Genomic DNA, 17102 nt, shown 5'->3' with positions numbered 1-17102 from the left:
TCTTGCTGACTCGCTGATCAGACTCCGGAGACGGGCGAACGGTTGTACAGGTTCGGAAAGTTGTGTTCGGTCCGTGAAGATCAGTCGAACCAGCGGTCCCGCGCCAGTTCCTCCGTCCTGGACGGGTCCTCCAGGAGGGCCGCCACCTCGAAGCGGCGCGGCCACTGGCCGGCCGCCCAGGCCAGGCCGGCCGCCACGCCCTCCAGCGTCGCGGCGTGCAGGACGCCGTCGCCGGTGAGCCGCCAGTCGATCTCGACGCCGTCCACCACCAGTTCCTCGTGCTCGACATACGTCCGCGGGGTGCGCGGGCCGAGCAGGACGTGCACCGGCTCGGGGACGTCGTGCTCCGTGCCCTGCGAGTCGACCGAACCCGTCACCGACTCGCTCAGCCGCCGCACCTGGAACAGTTCGGCCAGTTCGGCGGCCCGGGCGGGCCGTACGGGCAGCAGGGGGACACCGGAGGTGAAGGGCAGCAGATCGGGCGAGTCGACGACCACCGCGTCCGCCGCGTCCACGACCTCCACCCGGCCGTCGGTCACCGCCCGCACCTCGTCGGGGAGCGTCACCTGCTCGGGGTCCAGATCCGCCAGCGCGCCGTACAGCGCGTGCAGTTGGGCGCCGGTGACCGGGCGGTCCGGGTCGGCGAGGCGGTCGAGGAGTTCGGCGGCGCCGCCCGGCTCGTCCAGGAGGGCGGCCACCGAGGTCCGGACGCCCAGCGCCCGCAGCACCTGCTCGTCCTCGAAGCCGGTCGCGTCGGCCTCCTCGTAGAGGCCGCGCAGCAGCGGGTCGCCGCCGGCGGCCAGCAGGCCGGCGGGGCGGCGGCCGTCGAGGACCGGGTGGCCGCGCAGCCACCACGCGGTGTACGGCCGTACCACCTCGTGCGTGCCGTCGGGCAGCAGGACGCGGACCGGCTGGGTGAGGGCGTCGCGCAGCGGCGGCTGGGCGAGCAGGGCGAGGGCCTCGGGCCAGTGGTCCTCGTCGACGAGGTCGAGGTCGCGGACGGCGATCAGCTCGGTGGCGACCGGGGGGACGGGGGTGTCCGGGAAGCGGTCGAGGATGTCCTCGCACCAGACGTCCACGGCGTCCAGCAGGCCCGCGTCGTCGGGTTCGGCGAAGTCGCCCTCGCGGGGCTCCAGTTCGTCCGGGTCGAGGACGACGTCGGTGGCGCGGACGAGCGCGAAGTTCGCGAGGACCCCGCAGGCGGCGAGCGGGCCCTCGCCCCACTTCTCGGCCAACTCGGCCTCCACGGCAGCCAGTTCACCCTCCCTGATCACCCGGGCGAACGGGCTTCCGGGGACGACCAGTTCACCGGCCGGGGCCAACTCGCCGTCCTCGTCCGGGAGGGCCAGCGCACCCAGCCAGGGCTCGTCACCGGGCTCCAGCCCGGCATCCCGGACCAGCGCGAGCACGGTGTCCGCCAGCTCTTCGGCGTCCAGGGCGTCTTCCTCCCAGAACGCACCCCCCTCGTCGTCGAGGGAGGCGGCCACGGCGGCCCGCACCTGCGGGGTGGTGAGCACCGCGCGGGGGCTCGCGGGCAGGGCGCCGAGCTTCTCCAGGAGCGGGTGGGCGGCGTCCTGGTGGGCGACCTTGAGGCCGAGCCGGGCGAGCACCTCGGGGTCGATGGCGGTCGCGTCCGGGGTGGGAAGGAGAACCTGCCGGGGGCCGATGGTGGTCCTGCCGTCCGCGAGCGGTACCGGCAGGCCGGAGAGCCGGTCCGGGTCGACGCCGGCGAGGCTGTCGTAGAGCCGCCACCACCAGTCCGGGTCCTTCTCCAGACCGGCCAGGCGGTCGACGGCGTCGGCGAGCGGCAGCCGGGCGACGGACAGCGTGCGCAGCTCGACGCGGCGTTCCAGTCCGGCGGGCAGCAGCGTCGGCAGCACCTCGGCGAGGACCCGGACCGTCTCCGCGCCCGCCCCCTCCACGATCTCGGCGTCGCGCGGCCGCAGCGCCTCCGGAAGGTCGCTGTCATCGCCGGGCTCGACGGCGGGCGGCAGGAACGCGGTGCGCGGCAGCCGCTCCAGGATCGCCTGGCGCAGCGCGCCGTCCAGCTCGCCCTTGCCGAGCGGCCCGGGCACCAGGTGGATGATCCCCTCCCCCACCGGCCGCCAGTCGGCGAGGAGTTCGGCGTACGCGTCGGCCGCACGCCGCACCAGGAAGTCGGTGAGCGGGCCGGGGGCGGCGTGCCGGCGGGTGGTGTCGAGCGGGAAGGAGGCGATGAGCAGGGCGGGTACGCCGAGGGGCTCGTCGCTGGGGGTGGGGGCGTGCAGGACGGCGGCGGTACGCGGCCGGTCGGGGGCCCCTTGGCCGTCCGTGGGCACGGCCCAGGTCAGCGACCAGTGCGGCCGCAGCCGCTCCTCGACCGGCCGGCCGACGAGCAGGTCGGGGGTGAGCGGGCCGTGCGCGGAGACGGTACGCCAGCGGGTCGTGCCCTCCCGGGAGTCCTCCACGACGGTGAGCGCGCCGTCGGTGCGGCGGCGCAGGGTGCGCACGGTGTCCTGCTCGACGACGACCTCCTCCAGGCCCGGGAGGGCGAGGAGCAGGGCGTCGTCCACGGCGTCGAGGAGACGCTCGGCGAGATCGGCCGCGGCGGTGTCCCTGAGCGGCAGGATCACGACCGTGTCGTACGGGTCCGGGGCGGTGCCCTCGGCGGCGAACGGGAGCCGGAGCAGGGGGACATGGCCGTCCCGCCGGCGGATCTCGTCCCCCAGCCCCGGGCTGTGCCGGGCGGTCTCCTCGGCCAGTTCCCGGGCCTCGGCGAGGGACCAGCGGACCCCGCCGTGCCGCCCCACGACTGCCGGCTCGTCCGTCACGGCCAGCACGGCGGCGAACCCGACGCCGAACCGCCCCACCGCGCCCACCGCGCCCTCCTCGTCTCCCCGCTTCGCCGAGGCGCGCAGGGTGGAGAGGGACTCGACGCCGGCCGCGTCCAGCGGGGCGCCGGTGTTGGCGGCGAACAGGACGCCGTCGCGGAGGGTGAGGCGGAGCCGGCCGGGGACACCGGCCCGCGCCGCGGCGTCGGCCGCGTTCTGCGCGAGCTCCACGACGAGCCGGTCCCGGTAACCGCCGAGGACCAGGTCCTCCTCGGCGTTGGCGTCCTCACGGAAGCGGGCGGGGCTGGTCGCCCAGGCGTCCAGAACGCCCCGCCGGAGACGGGCGGTCCCGAACGGGTCGGCACCCTCGGCTGCGGGCCGCACGAACTTGCTCACGTTCACTCTCCAAGTCGACGTGAGGACGAAGGTACCGCGCGCCGGGACTCCGCCCGGCCGCCCACCCGACCCGCCTGGCCGGGAAGCGAACGCCCGGACCCGGCGCCGGGCGGCCGACGGCTGCCGGGGCCGTCCCAGGGGCCGGTCCAAGGGGCTGGTCGGCAGCGCCCCCGGCACCGGCGCCGTCCTCACCGACATCCGTCCCACCCCCGCCGGCCCGCGCTACGCGACCCGTAAGGACTTCGGCCACGGCGAGGACGTCACCATCGGCGACTGGACCATCGCGACGGACAACCTGCCGCTCCGCACGGACCAGAGCGGCACGCCGTCCGAACGCCGAGGGCCGCTAGGAGTGGCCCAGCTCCGCCGTCTCCTCGTCCGATACCGCCGGGACCGAGCCCGAGTCCGGGGACGGGCGGAGGGGGAAGGGGTCGACCCTGGTCTCGTCGACGACCGGTGGGGCCGGCTGGGGCGTCTTCGGCATGACCGCGGCCTCCGAGTGGCCGCCGCAGCCGTAGGAGAGGGAGACCACCCGGCCGTCGGCCGGCGAGAACTCGTTGGCGCAGACGCCGAAGGCCTGGCCGAGGGAGCCGCCGACGGGGGTGAGGAAGCCGCAGCTCACGCAGGTCGCGGGGGCCGCCTGGGCCATGGGGGTCTTGGCGCCGAACGCCTCCTCCCAGCGGTCCGCGGCGATGTGCAGGCCGTAGCGGGACAGCACCCGGGCGCGGCGCATCCCGAGTTCCTCGGCGATCGAGGCGATCGTGCCGCGGGAGGGGACCGTCGGCAGGTGCGCGGGCGTGCCCGCGGTGACCTCGGCGTCCTCCGCCTCCGCCAGTTCCTCCATCTCGTGCGAGATCGGGGAGTTCGGCTCCGGCTCGTCCTCGCCGGTGTAGCCGGGCTCCAGGCGCAGGTCCTCGGCCTCGGTGGGCAACAGGTCGCCGGGGCCCATGTCGCCGGGACGCAGCCGCTCGCTCCACGGCACCCACTCGGGGGCGAGGAGGGCGTCGGGGCCGGGGAGGAGGACCACCTCGTCGAGGGTGACGACCTTGGCGCGGGAGGCGCGGGCCACCGTCACCGCCCAGCGCCAGCCGCGGTAACCCAGCTCCTTGCACTCGAAGAAGTGCGTGACCACGCGATCGCCCTCGGCCACCGCTCCGGTGTGCTCGCCGACCACCCCGGGTGCGGCGGCCTCCTCGGCGGCTCCACGGGCGAGGTCGACGGCCTCGGCGCACAGACGGTCAGGGGTGCGGCTTCGCGTTGTCGCTGCGCTCACGGGTATCGCTTCTCTCCTACGCCGTCTCACGAGTGCGGTTGCCTCCGGCGGTGGGGCGGACGGAGCGGACCTGTGGGCCGCATCGACGTCCGCGTCCGATCGCGCTCGGGCGTACCTATGCCATCCATTCTGCGTTATGGCTGAGATAGGCACGCTACCCCGTCGCCGGTAGTGGGGGACAGTCCGGCGTGGCTGCGCGAAGGGGACGGGGCGCCGGGGGCGGGGCGGCGGAGGCGGGACGGCGATGCGTTCTGGGCTGCGGGTGGGGATGTTCTGGGCTGTGGCGGGCTGTGGGCGGGTGCGGGTGGGTGGGGGCTGGTCGCGCAGTTCCCCGCGCCCCTTACGGGGCGCGCTGTCCAGCCGTGTCTCATAGGCCGCGGGCAGTCGTGCCGCTGGGGCGGCACGGGTGGGCGCTGGGGGTCCCCCCGGCCGAAGGCTGGGGGAGGCACCCTGCCAGCGCCGGTAAGCGTTCCCCCCTCCCCCGGCGCCCCCTCACGACTCGCTTGGTCACAAAGTGCACTAGGAACAGCGCACTCAGGGCACTATGAAGCACGTGGCAACCGCGAAGTCACCCCAACGTGCCGTCGGGGTCGGTGGCGGTGCGGGCCGGGTGCGCGGTGCCGTCCGCTCGGTCGGACGTGCCCTGCACCTCCCGGTGACCGGCACCGCCCGCGGCATCCGCAAGGCCACCCACGCGCACGGCGCCGGCGAGTCCGGGCTGGGGAAGCTGATCGAACTGCACGCGGTCAACGGCGCGGGTGACGTGATGATCACCGTCGCGCTCGCCTCGACCGTGTTCTTCTCCGTGCCCACCGACGAGGCCCGCGGCCGCGTCGCGCTCTACCTCGCCATCACCATGGCGCCCTTCACCGTCCTCGCCCCGGTCATCGGCCCCCTCCTCGACCGGCTCCCGCACGGCCGCCGGGCCGCGATGGCCGGTGCCATGCTCGCCCGGGCGCTGCTCGCGCTGATCATCTCGGGCGCGGTGGCCGGCGGCAGCCTGGAGCTGTATCCGGCCGCGCTCGGGGTGCTGGTCGCGTCGAAGGCGTACGGCGTGGTGCGCAGTGCCGTCGTACCCAGACTCCTCCCGCCCCGGTTCTCGCTGGTGAAGGCCAATTCGCGGGTCACCCTCGCCGGTCTGCTCGCCACCGGCGTCGCCGCCCCGATCGGGGCCGGGCTGCACGCCCTCGGCGACCCCTGGCCGCTCTACGGCGCCTTCGTGATCTTCGTAGCGGGAACCTTTCTCTCCTTCTCGCTCCCGCCCAAGGTCGACTCGGCCAGGGGCGAGGACGTGGCGCTGCTCGCCGCCGACGAGGAGCATCTGCACGGGCCGTTCCGCAAGGGGACGAAGCGGCCGGGGCTGCGCACGGTCGGCCCCGCCGTCACCCACGCCCTCGGCGCCAACGCCGCCCTGCGCTGCCTCACCGGGTTCCTGATCTTCTTCCTGGCGTTCCTGCTCCGCGAGCACCCGCTGACCGGCGAGAGCGCGGCGGTGTCGCTCGGGATAGTGGGGGTGTCGGCGGGTGTCGGCAACGCGCTCGGCACGGCGGTGGGGGCGTGGCTGCGGTCCCGGGCGCCGGAGATCATCATCGTGACGGTGGTGGCCGTCGTGCTGGGTACGGCGATCGTCGCGGCGCTGTTCTTCGGCGCCTTCCTGGTGGCGGTGCTGGCGGCGGTGGCCGGTTTCGGGCAGGCGCTGGCCAAGCTGTCCCTGGACGCGCTGATCCAGCGGGACGTGCCGGAGACGGTGCGCAGCTCGGCGTTCGCGCGCTCGGAGACCCTGCTCCAGATGGCCTGGGTGTTCGGCGGCGCGGTGGGCATCGTGATGCCGCTGAACGGCACCCTGGGCCTGGTGGTGGCCGCCGCGATCGTGGCGGCCGGCTGGCTGGCCACCCTGCGCGGTCTGCTCAGCTCCGCCCGGCACGGCACCCGCCCCCGCCCGCGAGTGGCGTAACGAACGGGGCACGCCGTACCCCACGTGGGGAGACGGCCCGGAGCGCCCGATAGCCTTCGGCCATGACCACGCTGCAATCCCGCTCGCGACGCCGCCGCGTCGTCGCCGCCGCCGGCGCCGTTTCCGCCGGACTGCTCGTTCTGTCGGCCTGTGACAAGCCGACGCCGATCGCCACGATCACCGTCGGCACGAACTCGGTCAACTCCGAGGCCGCCTGCTACAACGACGGCAAGGCCCTGGACACGGCCTCCCTCACGAAGTGCCTGAAGGACACCGGGATCAAGTCCATCAAGGTGGACCCGGACGAAACGGTCCGCTTCGGTGTCGACCCGAAGATCGCGGACAGCGGCTGGACGATCCTGATGAACGGCCAGGCGCTCACGGAATCCAGCACCAAGACCTACCGCACCATCCCGGGCAGCGTGTTCTTCAACGCCCAGTACGGCGCCTCCGGCAACTCGACCCTGGTCTCCATCAAGGAGGGCGACAAGTCGGTGCTGGGCCTGTGGTCCTTCAAGCTCAAGAAGGACGCCTGACAGGCAGCGTGAAGGCCGCCGCGCGCGTCCTCGTAGCCACCGCGGTCCCGGCCGAACGGGACGCGGTGGCACGGGCGTTCACGGACGTCACGACGGAGGTGCGGCTGCCGGGCTCGCCCCCGCTGCTGCGCACCGCCGGGGGGTACGACCTCCTCGCCGCCGGGGTCGGACCGGCCCTGGCCGCCGCCGGCACCGCGACCGCCCTCACCGCCGCCGCCCTCGACGGCCGCCCCTACACGCTGGTCGTCTCCGCCGGGATCGCCGGCGGTTTCCAGCCGGAGGCGCCCGTCGGCTCCCTGGTCGTCGCCGACGAGATCACCGTGGCCGATCTGGGCGCCGAGACGGCCGACGGGTTTCTGCCGGTCACCGAACTGGGCTTCGGGACCGTCAGCCACCACCCACTGAATTCACTCGTACGAGTGACAGCCCAGGCCACCGGAGCTCACCCCGGAGCGGTACTCACCGTCTCCACGGTGACCGGAACCGCCGCCCGCGCGGCCGAGCTGCGGGCCCGCCACCCGCGCGCCCTCGCCGAGGCCATGGAGGGCTTCGGCGTCGCCGAGGCGGCCGCCGCGCACGGCGTGCCCGTGCTGGAGCTGCGCGCGGTCTCCAACCCCGTCGGCCCCCGGGACCGTGCCGCCTGGCGCATCGGCGACGCCCTCGACGCCCTGACCGAGGCCTTCGGGAAGCTCGCGCCCGCCCTGGAGAGTTGGGAATCAGCATGACCAGTGAGCCCCTGCACATCGCGTACTCGCCCTGTCCGAACGACACCTTCGTCTTCGACGCCCTCGCGCACGGCCGGATCCCGGGCGCACCCGCGCTCGACGTGGCCTTCGCGGACATCGACATCACCAACGGCATGGCCGAGCGCGGCGAGTCGGACGCGCTGAAGGTGTCGTACGCCGTGCTGCCCTACGTCCTCGACGAGTACGCGCTGCTGCCCTGCGGGGGCGCGCTGGGCCGGGGCTGCGGGCCGCTGGTGCTGACCCGGGAGGCGGGTGCGGACCTCACCGGCCGTACCGTCGCCGTGCCGAGCGAGAAGTCGACGGCCTACCTGCTGTTCCGGCTCTGGGCCGCGGACACGCTTGCGGACGGTGGCGTGGGCGAGATCGTGGTCATGCCGTTCCACGAGATCATGCCGGCCGTGCGGGACGGGAAGGTCGACGCCGGGCTCGTGATCCACGAGGCGCGCTTCACCTACCAGAACTACGGCCTGCACAAGCTCGCGGACATGGGCGAGCACTGGGAGCGCACGACGGGCCTGCCGATCCCGCTGGGCGCGATCATCGCCAAGCGGTCGCTGGGTGCCGAGACGCTCACCCGCCTCGCCGGCGCGATCCGTGCGTCCGTCCACGCGGCCTGGGACGATCCCGAGGTCTCCCGGCCGTATGTGATGGCGCACGCCCAGGAGATGGACCCCGCGGTCGCCGACCAGCACATCGGGCTCTACGTCAACGAGTTCACCTCGGAACTCGGCGAGGAAGGTTACGCGGCGGTCCGCGGACTGCTCACCCGCGCGGCGGCCGAGGGACTTGTCCCGCCCCTCGGCCCGCACGCACTGGATTTCCCGTAAAAAACCCACGGGACTTACCCGCTTCCGACACGCATATGCCTCTTACCCGGCTACACGTCCAGCTGGTCCGCGACCGCGCGCAGCAGCCCGGCGATCTTCGCACCGGCGGCCTTGTCCGGGTAACGGCCGCGCTCCAGCATCGGCGTGATGTTTTCGAGCAGGGTCGTCAGGTCCTGCACGATCGAGGCCAGCTCGTCCGGCTTCTTGCGCTGGGCGGCGGCGACCGACGGGGTGGGGTCGAGCAGGACCACGGACAGCGCCTGGTCACCGCGCTGACCGGCGACGACACCGAACTCCACGCGCTGGCCCGGCTTGAGTGCGTCGACCCCGTCGGGGAGAACCGAGGAATGGACGAAGACGTCACCGCCGTCGTCGCGGGAGAGAAAGCCGAAGCCCTTCTCGCTGTTGAACCACTTGACCTTGCCGGTAGGCACGTCTGTCCTCGTCCTCGTATCTCGTCGGAAACTGCTCTGGAAACTTCTGAATGCAACAGCTCTGGAACGGCTCTTGATAGCACTCGGGCGGGTCGACCATGACCCGCCCGTACCAAGGCTAATGGTCTGCGGGCGCGTGACAAGACGTCGCCCGGTTGTTCCTTCGGGCAAGGAACTACCCTGGTCGAGTGCGTGACAAAACCCAAGCGAATTCCGCCGGGCCCGGTGACCGACTGGTCCGCGCCGGTGCCGTGGTCTTCTTCATCGGTGCGGTGGCCACACTCGTCACCGTGATACCGCTGTTCCTCGGCGCGAAGCCTTTTCCGACCTACATGTACCTGCTGAGCATGCTCATGGGCGTCGGCTTCCTGGTCGCAGCCGCCGGAGTGCTCCAGTCGGTCGCGGCCGGACGCCGTCAGGCGCGGGAGGCGTCCTCCCGGTAGCCGCCTTCGTAGCCGCCCTCGCGGTAGCCGGCCAGCCACGCGGGCAGCTCGGTGAGGTCGGCGAGCACCACGTCGGCGCCGGCCGCGCGCAGTTCCTCGGCGGCGCAGGGTCCGGTGGCCACCGCCACCGACAGGGCACCCGCCCTGCGCGCCCCGCGGACGTCCCCGACGTGGTCGCCGACGTACGCGCCCGCGGCGTGCTCGCGCAGCGCCACCGCCTTCTGCTCGGCCCACAGGTCGCCGACGACGGCGTCCGGGACCATGCCGAGGTGGCTGAGGTGCAGCAGCGCGTTGGGCTCGTACTTCGCGGTGACCACCACGCTCTTCCCGCCGGCGTCCCGCACGGCCGCGATCGCCTCCCGCGCACCCGGCATGGCGGGCGTCGCCGCGATGGCGATCTCCGGATACATGGCCCGGTACAGATCACTCACCTCCGCGATCCGCTCGGCCGGAAACCAGTGCACCAGCTCCTCGGCGAGCGGCGGCCCCAGCCGGGTGATCGCCAGATCGGCATCGATGTACGTCCCGGTCCGCTCGGCGAGCGCCAGGTAGGTGGCGTGGATGCCGGGACGGGAGTCGATGAGCGTCATGTCGAGATCGAAGCCGACGGTGAGGGGGCGAGGAGTCATAGGGGCCATTGTGCAGGGCGGGGGGCGGCCGTGGGCGGGGGCTGGGGTGGGGCGGAGACGCTCAGGTGGGCGGGGGCTGGGGCCCGGGGGTGGGACGCTTACCGGCGCTTGCAGGGTGCCTCCCCCAGCCTTCGGCCGGGGGGACCCCCAGCGCCCACCCGTGCCGCCCTGCGGCACGCCCGCCCGCGGCTATGAAGCGGCTATGAAGCCGACGCGACTGCAGCGCCCCGTAAGGGGCGCGGGGCTGAGTCGATGTGCGGCTCCGCCGTGTGGGCGCGACCAGCCCCCACCGGCCCGCGGCCGCCCGACAACCGGCCGCCCCACCCCCTACCGCGCCCGGCCCACCCCCTGCCGCGCCCGGCCCACCCCTACCGCGTCCGCTGTGAGCGCCACACCAGATACAGGGCGGACGCCACCGCCGCACCCCTCACCACCCACGGCCACGTCTCCCCCACCGCACCGCTCATCTGCCCCTGGGCGATCGGGGTCCCCCAGCGCCCGGCGCTCCGCCCCCACAGCCACACCAGCCCGGCCGCCACGGACATCCCCGGTACCCACATCACCGCCAGCTTCGTCTCCGTCGGGGTGAGCCGGCGGGACCCGTAGGCGATGGCCCAGCCGAGGACGAGCGCGAACCAGTAGCCGAGCACCGCGCCCACGACGAGCGCGCCGGCGGCGAGCAGGAGGAGCGGGTTGCTCCAGCCGGTGGCGGGACGGGGAACGACGCGGATCCGGCGTCGTCCGGACGGCGCGGGCTCCGCCACCACGGGAGCCACCGCCTCCGCCGCCCCACCGGCCCCGCCCGGCTCGTCCGCCGGCTCCGCCTTCCGCAGCCGCGGCCTGCTCAGCAGTTCGGGAATCTCCACCCCGCCGACGAACCCCGGCACCTCGTCGCCGTCCCCGTCCCCGAACGGGCTGCGGTCCACCCGCCACCAGTCGGGCGGCGGCCCCGAGCTGCCGTCCGGCTCGGCGGGCCGGGGCCGCGGCACGACGCGGCGCAGGCTCTCGGCCGGCACCGCCGGCCCCGCGTCCCGCTGGACGGGGACCGCGGACGGCGGCGGCTCGGACGCGCTGCCCGCCGTACCGCCCGCCGCCTCGACGACCGCGTCGGGCGTGCCCAGCCGGTCCAGGATGCGCCGTACCGCGGCAGGGCTGTCGACGGTCGACTTGGCCCGGTGCCGGTCGATCTCGTTGCGCAGCCCGGACACCAGCCGCATCCGCTCGGCCGACGACAACTGGCGCTGGTGCGCGATGTCGCCGACGCGGCTCAGATACTCGTAGACGACCTGGTCGCTCTCGATACCCACGAAGTCCCCTCCGGGGCCGGTACGTTGCGTTGGATACCCCCGTCGGAACGACGGTAGCGCAGGCCACGGCTCAGGTCGGCCGGCACTCCAGCGGATAGCGGGTCTCGGAGCAGGGCCGGTTGCCGTACTCGCGCAGGATGTCCTTGCCGCCCTGGTCGGTGAGATAGCGCAGGAAGGCGGCCGCGATGGAGCCGGCGGGCGGCTCGCCGTACGTGTAGGCGTACTCGGTCTGCCAGTACGGGTACGTGCCCTGCTCGACGCCTTCGAGGGTGGGGGGCATGTCGCCGATGCGCAGCTTGACGAGGTTGCCGGCCGGCACGCTGCTGACCTCGCTGTAGCCGAGGCCGCCGCGGTCGGCGCTCACCGCGTCCAGGAGGCTGTCGGTGGTGGTGACCTCGCAGACGCCGTACTTGCCGGCCGGCAGGGCCGCGCAGTCGTTGACGTCGGCCTCCGGTACCGGCCTGTGCGCGAGGACCCGCTGTTCGAGGGCGTTGCGGGTGCCGGAACCGCGGTGGCGGTTGACGAGGTGGACGGGGACGTCGTGGCCGCCCACCTCGGACCAGTTCGCGACCTTCCCGGCGTAGATGTCGCGGACCTGCTGGAGGGAGAGTTTGCGGACGCCGGCGTCCTGGTTCACGACGAGGGCGAACAGGGAGTAGACCACCGGCCGGGGCAGCAGCTGGGCATGGTTGCCCTCGGCCGGGCCGTCGGTGAAGGTGATGCGGTCGCCGAGCCCCGTGTCGCCCTTGATTCCGGCGGACCTGCCGGCCTGCTGGAGCGTGGTGAGGCCGTCGGTGCTGCTCTGGAAGGTGCCGTCGGCGATGGGGATGTCCGCCCCCTTGGCCTCGCACAGCTTCGTGTACTGCCTGGCCGCCGCCGTCACCGCGGGCGCGAACGCGGTCGAGCCCGACAGGTGCAGCGTGCCGCCGACGCAGTCCAGCGGGGCGGGCTTGGCGGGGAAGAACAGGGTGAGGCTCGCCTGCACGAGGACCGCCGCCGCCAGCAGGGCCAGACCGCCCACCGCCGGTCTGGAGGCGAAGGTGTGGCTCTCGGTGTGGGCCAGCTTGAGCCGGGCCAGCCAGCGGACCCAGGCGAAGGAGTGGTCCATGCCCCCGGTCACCGCGGCCTGGAACTCCGGCGGCGGGAAGGGCACGTGCGCGCTGCCGCCCCGGCGCTCCAGCACCGCCAGGACCTTGTAGTGGGCGCCGGGGTTCAGCGTCACCTTGGGCAGCCGGATGACGCCTACGCCGTCCTCCCAGTCCTTGCCGAAACCGTCGGTCTCCTGGGTCCGGCCGTCGCGGGTGGTGACGAAGAAGTGCCGGAGGGTGGGCTGGCTGAGTTCGGTCACCGCCATGCCGACGACCCGGCGGTCCCGGAACAGCACCCGGATGCCGGTCTTGTCGTCGGGCGGGGTCAGGTAGTCCCCGGAGACGATCTCCCGCCAGCCGGCGTTCTCGATCCGCACCAGCACGAACGAGGGCTCCACCAGCTCGTGGCCGTCGTCCCGCATCCGCGCCAGCACGTCGGCGCTCGGCGCGTGCGCGGTATCCGTGGCCAGGGTGTCCATCTGGAGGCGGTAACCGAGCCGTTTGCGGCGGATGACCACGAACTCCCAGAAGAACGCCAGCACCGGGATCATGACGCTGAAGATCGCGACGATGTTGTTGAAGTTGAGTTCGACGCCGAGCGTTCTCACGACCTCATCCCCCGAATCCCACGAATCCCCGATCCGCGATCCCCCGAATCGCCTTGCCCTACCGCGTTGTTGACATCGCACGGTGGCCAGGGAGCCCAGGGTGACGAGTGGGTGCCGGGCGTTGCCAGAGCCGCCGCGATCCGCCCGCTGAAGTTCATTCGCCGGTCATCTGCGCAACGTGTTGTTCTCCCGCCGGCCGCCCCTTCCACAGAAACAGCCGCGGGACAGGTGATCCCGGTGTCCGCCCCGCACCCGCTACCGTGGGGCGGATGAGCAACCCGGCCACCCCGCCGCGTTCCCTCGCGGAGGCGCTTCGGGCCAGGGACGACGCCTCCCTGGCCGTACTGCTGCGTGCCCGCCCCGACCTCATCACCCCCGTCCCCACCGACCTCACCCAGCTGGCCACCCGGGCCGGCACCCGTGCCTCGGTGCTGCGTGCCCTGGAACGCCTGGACCGCTTCGCCCTGCAGACCGCGGAGGCGCTGGCGGTGGCCGGCGACCCGGCGTCGTACCGGGAGCTGCTGGGTCTGATGGCCGGTGACGGCGGGGACCCGGCCGTCACCGCGGCGCTGCCGCGTGCCGTCGCCGCGCTCCGGGACCAGGCGCTGGTGTGGGGCGACGACGACCGGCTGCGGCTGGTGCGGACCGCGCGCGAGGTGCTCGCCCCGTCCCCGCAGCACCCGTCACCGACCGGGCTGGGCCCGAGCGCGCGGGAGGCCACGTCGGGGATGTCGCCGGGCCGGATCCAGGAGATCGTGGCCGCCGCCGGGCTGCCCTCCACGCACGACTCGGTGTCCGCGGTGGACGCGCTCACCAAGCTGTTCGGCCATCGGAAGAAGATGGCGAAGCTGCTCGCCGCCGCGCCCGCCGAGTCCCGCGAGGTCCTCTCCCGGCTGGTCTGGGGGCCGCCGTACGGCCAGATCACCCCCGAACCGGCCGCCCACCTGCGCTGGCTCCTGGACCGCGGCCTGCTGCTGCCGACCGCGCCCGGCACCGTGGTCCTGCCCCGCGAGGTCGCCCTGCACCTGCGCGAGGGCCGGGCGCACCGCGAGCCGCAGCCCACGCCGCCCGCCGTCGAGCCGGCCGCCGCCCACCGTCCACAGGTCGTGGACGCGACCGCGGCCGGGCAGGCCTACACCGCGCTCGCGACCGTCGAGGAACTGCTGAAGGACTGGGACGAGGGCGGTCCGGCGGTGCTGCGGGCCGGCGGCCTGAGCGTCCGCGACCTCAAGCGGACGGCCGTCGCCCTGGACGTGTCCGAGCCGATCGCCGCCTTCTGGGTCGAGCTGGCGTACTCGGCCGGACTGCTCGCCTCCGACGGCGAGGCCGACGAACGCTACGCGGCCACCCCCGCCTACGACGAGTGGCTGGACCGCCCGCCCGCCGAACGCTGGACCCAGCTGGCTCAGGCCTGGCTGACCGCGACCCGCGCCTGCGGCCTGGTCGGCGGCCGCGACGCCAAGGACCACGCCCTGTCGGCGCTGGGCCCCGGCCTCGACCGCTCCGCCGCGCCCGAGGTACGGCACCGGGTGCTGACCCTTCTCGCCGGGCTCCCGGAGGGCACCGCCCCGGTCGCCGACTCGGTGCTGGCCCGGCTGCGCTGGGAACGGCCGCTGCGCGGCCCCCGGCAGCAGGACGACGACCTGCGCGGCCGGCTGGCCCGCTGGACGCTGTCGGAGGCCGAGCTGCTGGGCGTGACGGGACGCGGCGCGCTGTCGGCCCACGGCCGCGCCCTCCTCGGCGCACCACCCACGCCCGCGACCGCAGCCGCGACCGGTGCCTCAGCCCCAGCCCCAGCCGGGTCCGCCGGCCCCGGCGACAAGCTCCCCGTGCACCACCACCATCCGGCCCCCGTCCCAGTCACCCCCGCGCCCCTCTCGCCGCCCGAGCAGGCCGCCGCCGCCGTGGCCGCCGCCCGGCTGCTGGCCCCGCTGCTCCCCGAGCCCCTCGACCACGTGCTGCTCCAGGCCGACCTGACGGCGGTCGCCCCGGGCCCGCTGCGCCGCCCGCTCGCCGACGCGCTGGGCGTCCTCGCCGACGTCGAGTCGAAGGGCGGCGCCACGGTCTACCGCTTCACGCCCGGCTCCGTCCGCCGCGCCCTGGACGCCGGCCAGACCGCCGCCGACCTGCACGCCTTCCTCGCCGGTCACTCCCGCACCCCGGTACCGCAGCCGCTCACGTACCTGATCGACGACGTGGCCCGCAGGCACGGCCATCTGCGGGTGGGCGCGGCCTCGGCGTACGTCCGCTGCGACGACGACACCGTCCTGAACGAGATCATGGCCGACAAACGGGCCTCGGGGCTGCGCCTGCGCCGCCTGGCCCCGACGGTGCTCGCCACCCAGGCCGACCCGGCCGCCCTCCTGGACGGCCTGCGCGCGATGGGCTTCGCACCCGCCGCCGAGTCCGCCGAGGGCGATGTCCTGATCACCCGCGCCCACGCCCACCGCACGCCGCCGCGCGCGGCCCCCGAGCCGGTCCCGGACGGCCCGCCGCCACCGGACGTCACCCTCCTCGCCGCCGCGATCCGCGCGATCCGCGCCGGTGACCTCGCCGCCACCACCCCCCGCAAGTCCGCCGGCACCGCCGTCAAGGGCGGCGAACTCCCGCGCACCGCCCCCGCCGAGACCCTCGCCACCATGCAGGCCGCCGTCCTCACCGGCGACACCGTCTGGATCGGCTACGTCAACGCCGAGGGCACCGCCACCCAGCGCGTCATCGCCCCGATCCGCGTCGAAGGCGGCTTCGTCACGGCCTACGACCACACCGCCGACGAGGTACGCACCTACCCCCTCCACCGCGTGACGGGCGTCGCCGAACTCGCAGAGGACTGAACCGCCCCCGCACTGCAGCGCCCCGCACTGCAGCGCCCGAAGGGGCGCGGGGAACTGCGCGACCAGCCACGACGGCGCCGCGGCCCGCCGAAGGCTGAACCACCCCGCACGGCAGCGCCCCGCACTGGAGTGCCCCTGCACTGGAGCGCCCAAGGGGCGCGAGGCCGTGTCGACATGCGGCCGCCGCCGCGTGGGCGCGACCAGCCACGACGGCGCCGCACCCGACCACCGCCCCATCGCGGCCTCCAGCGGAACGCTCGCCGCACTCACAGCAAAGCCCTCGGCAGCCGACCCCCAAGCGGCTGCCCCACCGCCGCGGCTAACAGTCCCGCACCGGCGCGTCGGCCGGCAGGCCGAAGTGGGTGCGGGCCGCCGTCCGCAGGCCCGCGGAGTCCATCGGCCGGTCGAGACGGGACGCGGCGTAGGAACCGAAGTGGCTCTCCTCCCACTCGCCGTAACCCGCCCCGTCCGGCGGCGCCTGCGCGGAGACGACCCGGAAGCCGCCGCCCGCCGGACGCCGCTCCAGCCGCATCACCTGCGGTGTCTGCTCGCCGGTGCACTCCACCAGCGCGTCGCCGTGGACGCCGTACTCCAGGCAGAGCGTGTCGACGCCGGCCCGCACCCGGCCCCCGCTCTCCTCCAGCTCCAGGGCCTCCGCCCGGCAGAACCAGCGGGACCTGAGCTCGGGCCGACCAGTCTCCGCGTACCCGGACCCGGTCTCCTGCGCCACCAGCCGCGCCTCGATCACGGGACGCACCTCGGCCCACAGCCCGGCGTCCACCGCGCTGGACCCGCGCGCCCACACCCCGGCCGCCACCAGCACCACCACGGCCCCCGCGCCGGGTCCCCAGATGCGTACGGACGTCACCCGAACCTCCCCACCGAGCCACGCTCATACGCGGCTCCCTCGGACATGACACCCGAAACGGACCCAAGGTTGCACCGGACGATCAGGCGCTCGTGGAAACCGGGCACAGGTGGTGCACGTTCCGTCCAGCGGCGAAGGTGATCGCTCGCGCATGAGGCACACTGGAACTTTGGCCCGTGACGATGGCCGCCATGGCGATGGCCGCACGAGCCGAAGGGAAAGGGTGCCGCGCGTGAATGGTCCGCTGATCGTCCAGAGATGTGATGCACACACTACGGGCCCCGATCTCTCGCCCCATGGCAGCTCCCGCCCAAAGCCTCTTCACGCTGCCCTTGGCTTGGTGTGGGAC

Annotated in this window: 13 protein-coding genes and 1 pseudogene; 7 read left to right on the top strand and 7 right to left on the bottom strand. The window is 74.2% G+C overall.

Features of this window, described 5'->3' with window-relative positions; all coding sequences use genetic code 11:
• Positions 1–80: 80 nt before the first annotated feature.
• Positions 81–3206, bottom strand: a complete 3126-nt coding sequence (locus LQ326_RS28245; RefSeq protein ID WP_234541454.1) for a sacsin N-terminal ATP-binding-like domain-containing protein — start codon at positions 3204–3206, stop codon at positions 81–83.
• 172 nt (positions 3207–3378) lie between these two features.
• On the opposite strand from LQ326_RS28245, the pseudogene LQ326_RS28240 reads away from it, so the two are divergent.
• Positions 3379–3519 (top strand): annotated as a pseudogene (locus LQ326_RS28240) (Uma2 family endonuclease); the annotation flags it as partial.
• A 33-nt stretch (positions 3520–3552) separates the two neighbouring features.
• Here the strand turns inward: LQ326_RS28240 and LQ326_RS28235 are convergent.
• A complete protein-coding gene (locus LQ326_RS28235; RefSeq protein ID WP_234541452.1) occupies positions 3553–4479 on the bottom strand; it encodes a DUF3027 domain-containing protein in 927 nt (308 codons plus the stop codon).
• A 553-nt stretch (positions 4480–5032) separates the two neighbouring features.
• On the opposite strand from LQ326_RS28235, the gene LQ326_RS28230 reads away from it, so the two are divergent.
• From LQ326_RS28230 to LQ326_RS28215, 4 genes are all read left to right on the top strand, one after another.
• Positions 5033–6433, top strand: a complete 1401-nt coding sequence (locus LQ326_RS28230) for an MFS transporter (RefSeq protein WP_372496977.1) — start codon at positions 5033–5035, stop codon at positions 6431–6433.
• A gap of 62 nt (positions 6434–6495) precedes the next feature.
• On the top strand, positions 6496–6969 hold the full coding sequence (locus tag LQ326_RS28225; RefSeq protein ID WP_234541447.1) for a DUF2771 domain-containing protein: 474 nt from the start codon (positions 6496–6498) through the stop codon (positions 6967–6969).
• 8 nt (positions 6970–6977) lie between these two features.
• Entirely contained in the window at positions 6978–7694 is a 717-nt protein-coding gene (locus tag LQ326_RS28220) for a futalosine hydrolase (protein ID WP_372496976.1), read from the top strand.
• Positions 7691–8542, top strand: a complete 852-nt coding sequence (locus tag LQ326_RS28215) for a 1,4-dihydroxy-6-naphtoate synthase (protein ID WP_234541443.1) — start codon at positions 7691–7693, stop codon at positions 8540–8542. The genes LQ326_RS28220 and LQ326_RS28215 overlap by 4 nt, the downstream gene beginning before the upstream one ends.
• 50 nt (positions 8543–8592) lie before the next feature.
• On the opposite strand, the gene LQ326_RS48390 is transcribed toward LQ326_RS28215, so the two are convergent.
• On the bottom strand, positions 8593–8976 hold the full coding sequence (locus LQ326_RS48390; RefSeq protein ID WP_093501504.1) for a cold-shock protein: 384 nt from the start codon (positions 8974–8976) through the stop codon (positions 8593–8595).
• Positions 8977–9164: 188 nt separating this feature from the next.
• Here LQ326_RS48390 and LQ326_RS28205 point away from each other — a divergent pair, with 188 nt between their 5' ends.
• Positions 9165–9419, top strand: coding sequence for an SUR7/PalI family protein (locus LQ326_RS28205; protein WP_181809383.1), 255 nt, complete (start codon positions 9165–9167; stop codon positions 9417–9419).
• Here LQ326_RS28205 and LQ326_RS28200 read toward each other — a convergent pair.
• The 3 genes from LQ326_RS28200 to LQ326_RS28190 form a co-directional block, all read right to left on the bottom strand.
• On the bottom strand, positions 9392–10048 hold the full coding sequence (locus tag LQ326_RS28200) for an HAD family hydrolase (protein ID WP_234541440.1): 657 nt from the start codon (positions 10046–10048) through the stop codon (positions 9392–9394). The genes LQ326_RS28205 and LQ326_RS28200 overlap by 28 nt on opposite strands.
• 368 nt (positions 10049–10416) lie before the next feature.
• The gene (locus tag LQ326_RS28195; protein WP_234541438.1) at positions 10417–11355 is read right to left on the bottom strand and encodes a hypothetical protein; all 939 of its coding nucleotides are present in this window, start codon (positions 11353–11355) and stop codon (positions 10417–10419) included.
• A gap of 70 nt (positions 11356–11425) precedes the next feature.
• Positions 11426–13051, bottom strand: a complete 1626-nt coding sequence (locus LQ326_RS28190; RefSeq protein WP_234541437.1) for a PstS family phosphate ABC transporter substrate-binding protein — start codon at positions 13049–13051, stop codon at positions 11426–11428.
• Positions 13052–13320: 269 nt separating this feature from the next.
• On the opposite strand from LQ326_RS28190, the gene LQ326_RS28185 reads away from it, so the two are divergent.
• Complete coding sequence (locus LQ326_RS28185; protein ID WP_234541436.1) at positions 13321–15885, top strand: helicase-associated domain-containing protein; 2565 nt, start codon at positions 13321–13323, stop codon at positions 15883–15885.
• A 319-nt stretch (positions 15886–16204) separates the two neighbouring features.
• Here the strand turns inward: LQ326_RS28185 and LQ326_RS28180 are convergent, their stop codons facing one another.
• Positions 16205–16753, bottom strand: a complete 549-nt coding sequence (locus LQ326_RS28180; protein WP_234541433.1) for a hypothetical protein — start codon at positions 16751–16753, stop codon at positions 16205–16207.
• Between the last annotated feature and the right edge of the window lie 349 nt (positions 16754–17102).

It is taken from the genome of Streptomyces shenzhenensis (assembly GCF_021462265.1).
Lineage (GTDB): Bacteria > Actinomycetota > Actinomycetes > Streptomycetales > Streptomycetaceae > Streptomyces > Streptomyces shenzhenensis.
The sequence above is the reverse complement of the archived record's forward strand: the minus strand, read 5'-3'. Positions and strand labels throughout refer to the sequence as shown.

Excerpts from the sequence above, each read along its gene's own strand:
- LQ326_RS28225 (WP_234541447.1), top strand. The coding sequence starts at position 6,496 with ATGACCACGCTGCAATCCCGCTCGCGACGCCGCCGCGTCGTCGCCGCC.
- LQ326_RS28215 (WP_234541443.1), top strand. The coding sequence starts at position 7,691 with ATGACCAGTGAGCCCCTGCACATCGCGTACTCGCCCTGTCCGAACGAC.
- LQ326_RS28200 (WP_234541440.1), bottom strand. The coding sequence starts at position 10,048 with ATGACTCCTCGCCCCCTCACCGTCGGCTTCGATCTCGACATGACGCTC.
- LQ326_RS28185 (WP_234541436.1), top strand. The coding sequence starts at position 13,321 with ATGAGCAACCCGGCCACCCCGCCGCGTTCCCTCGCGGAGGCGCTTCGG.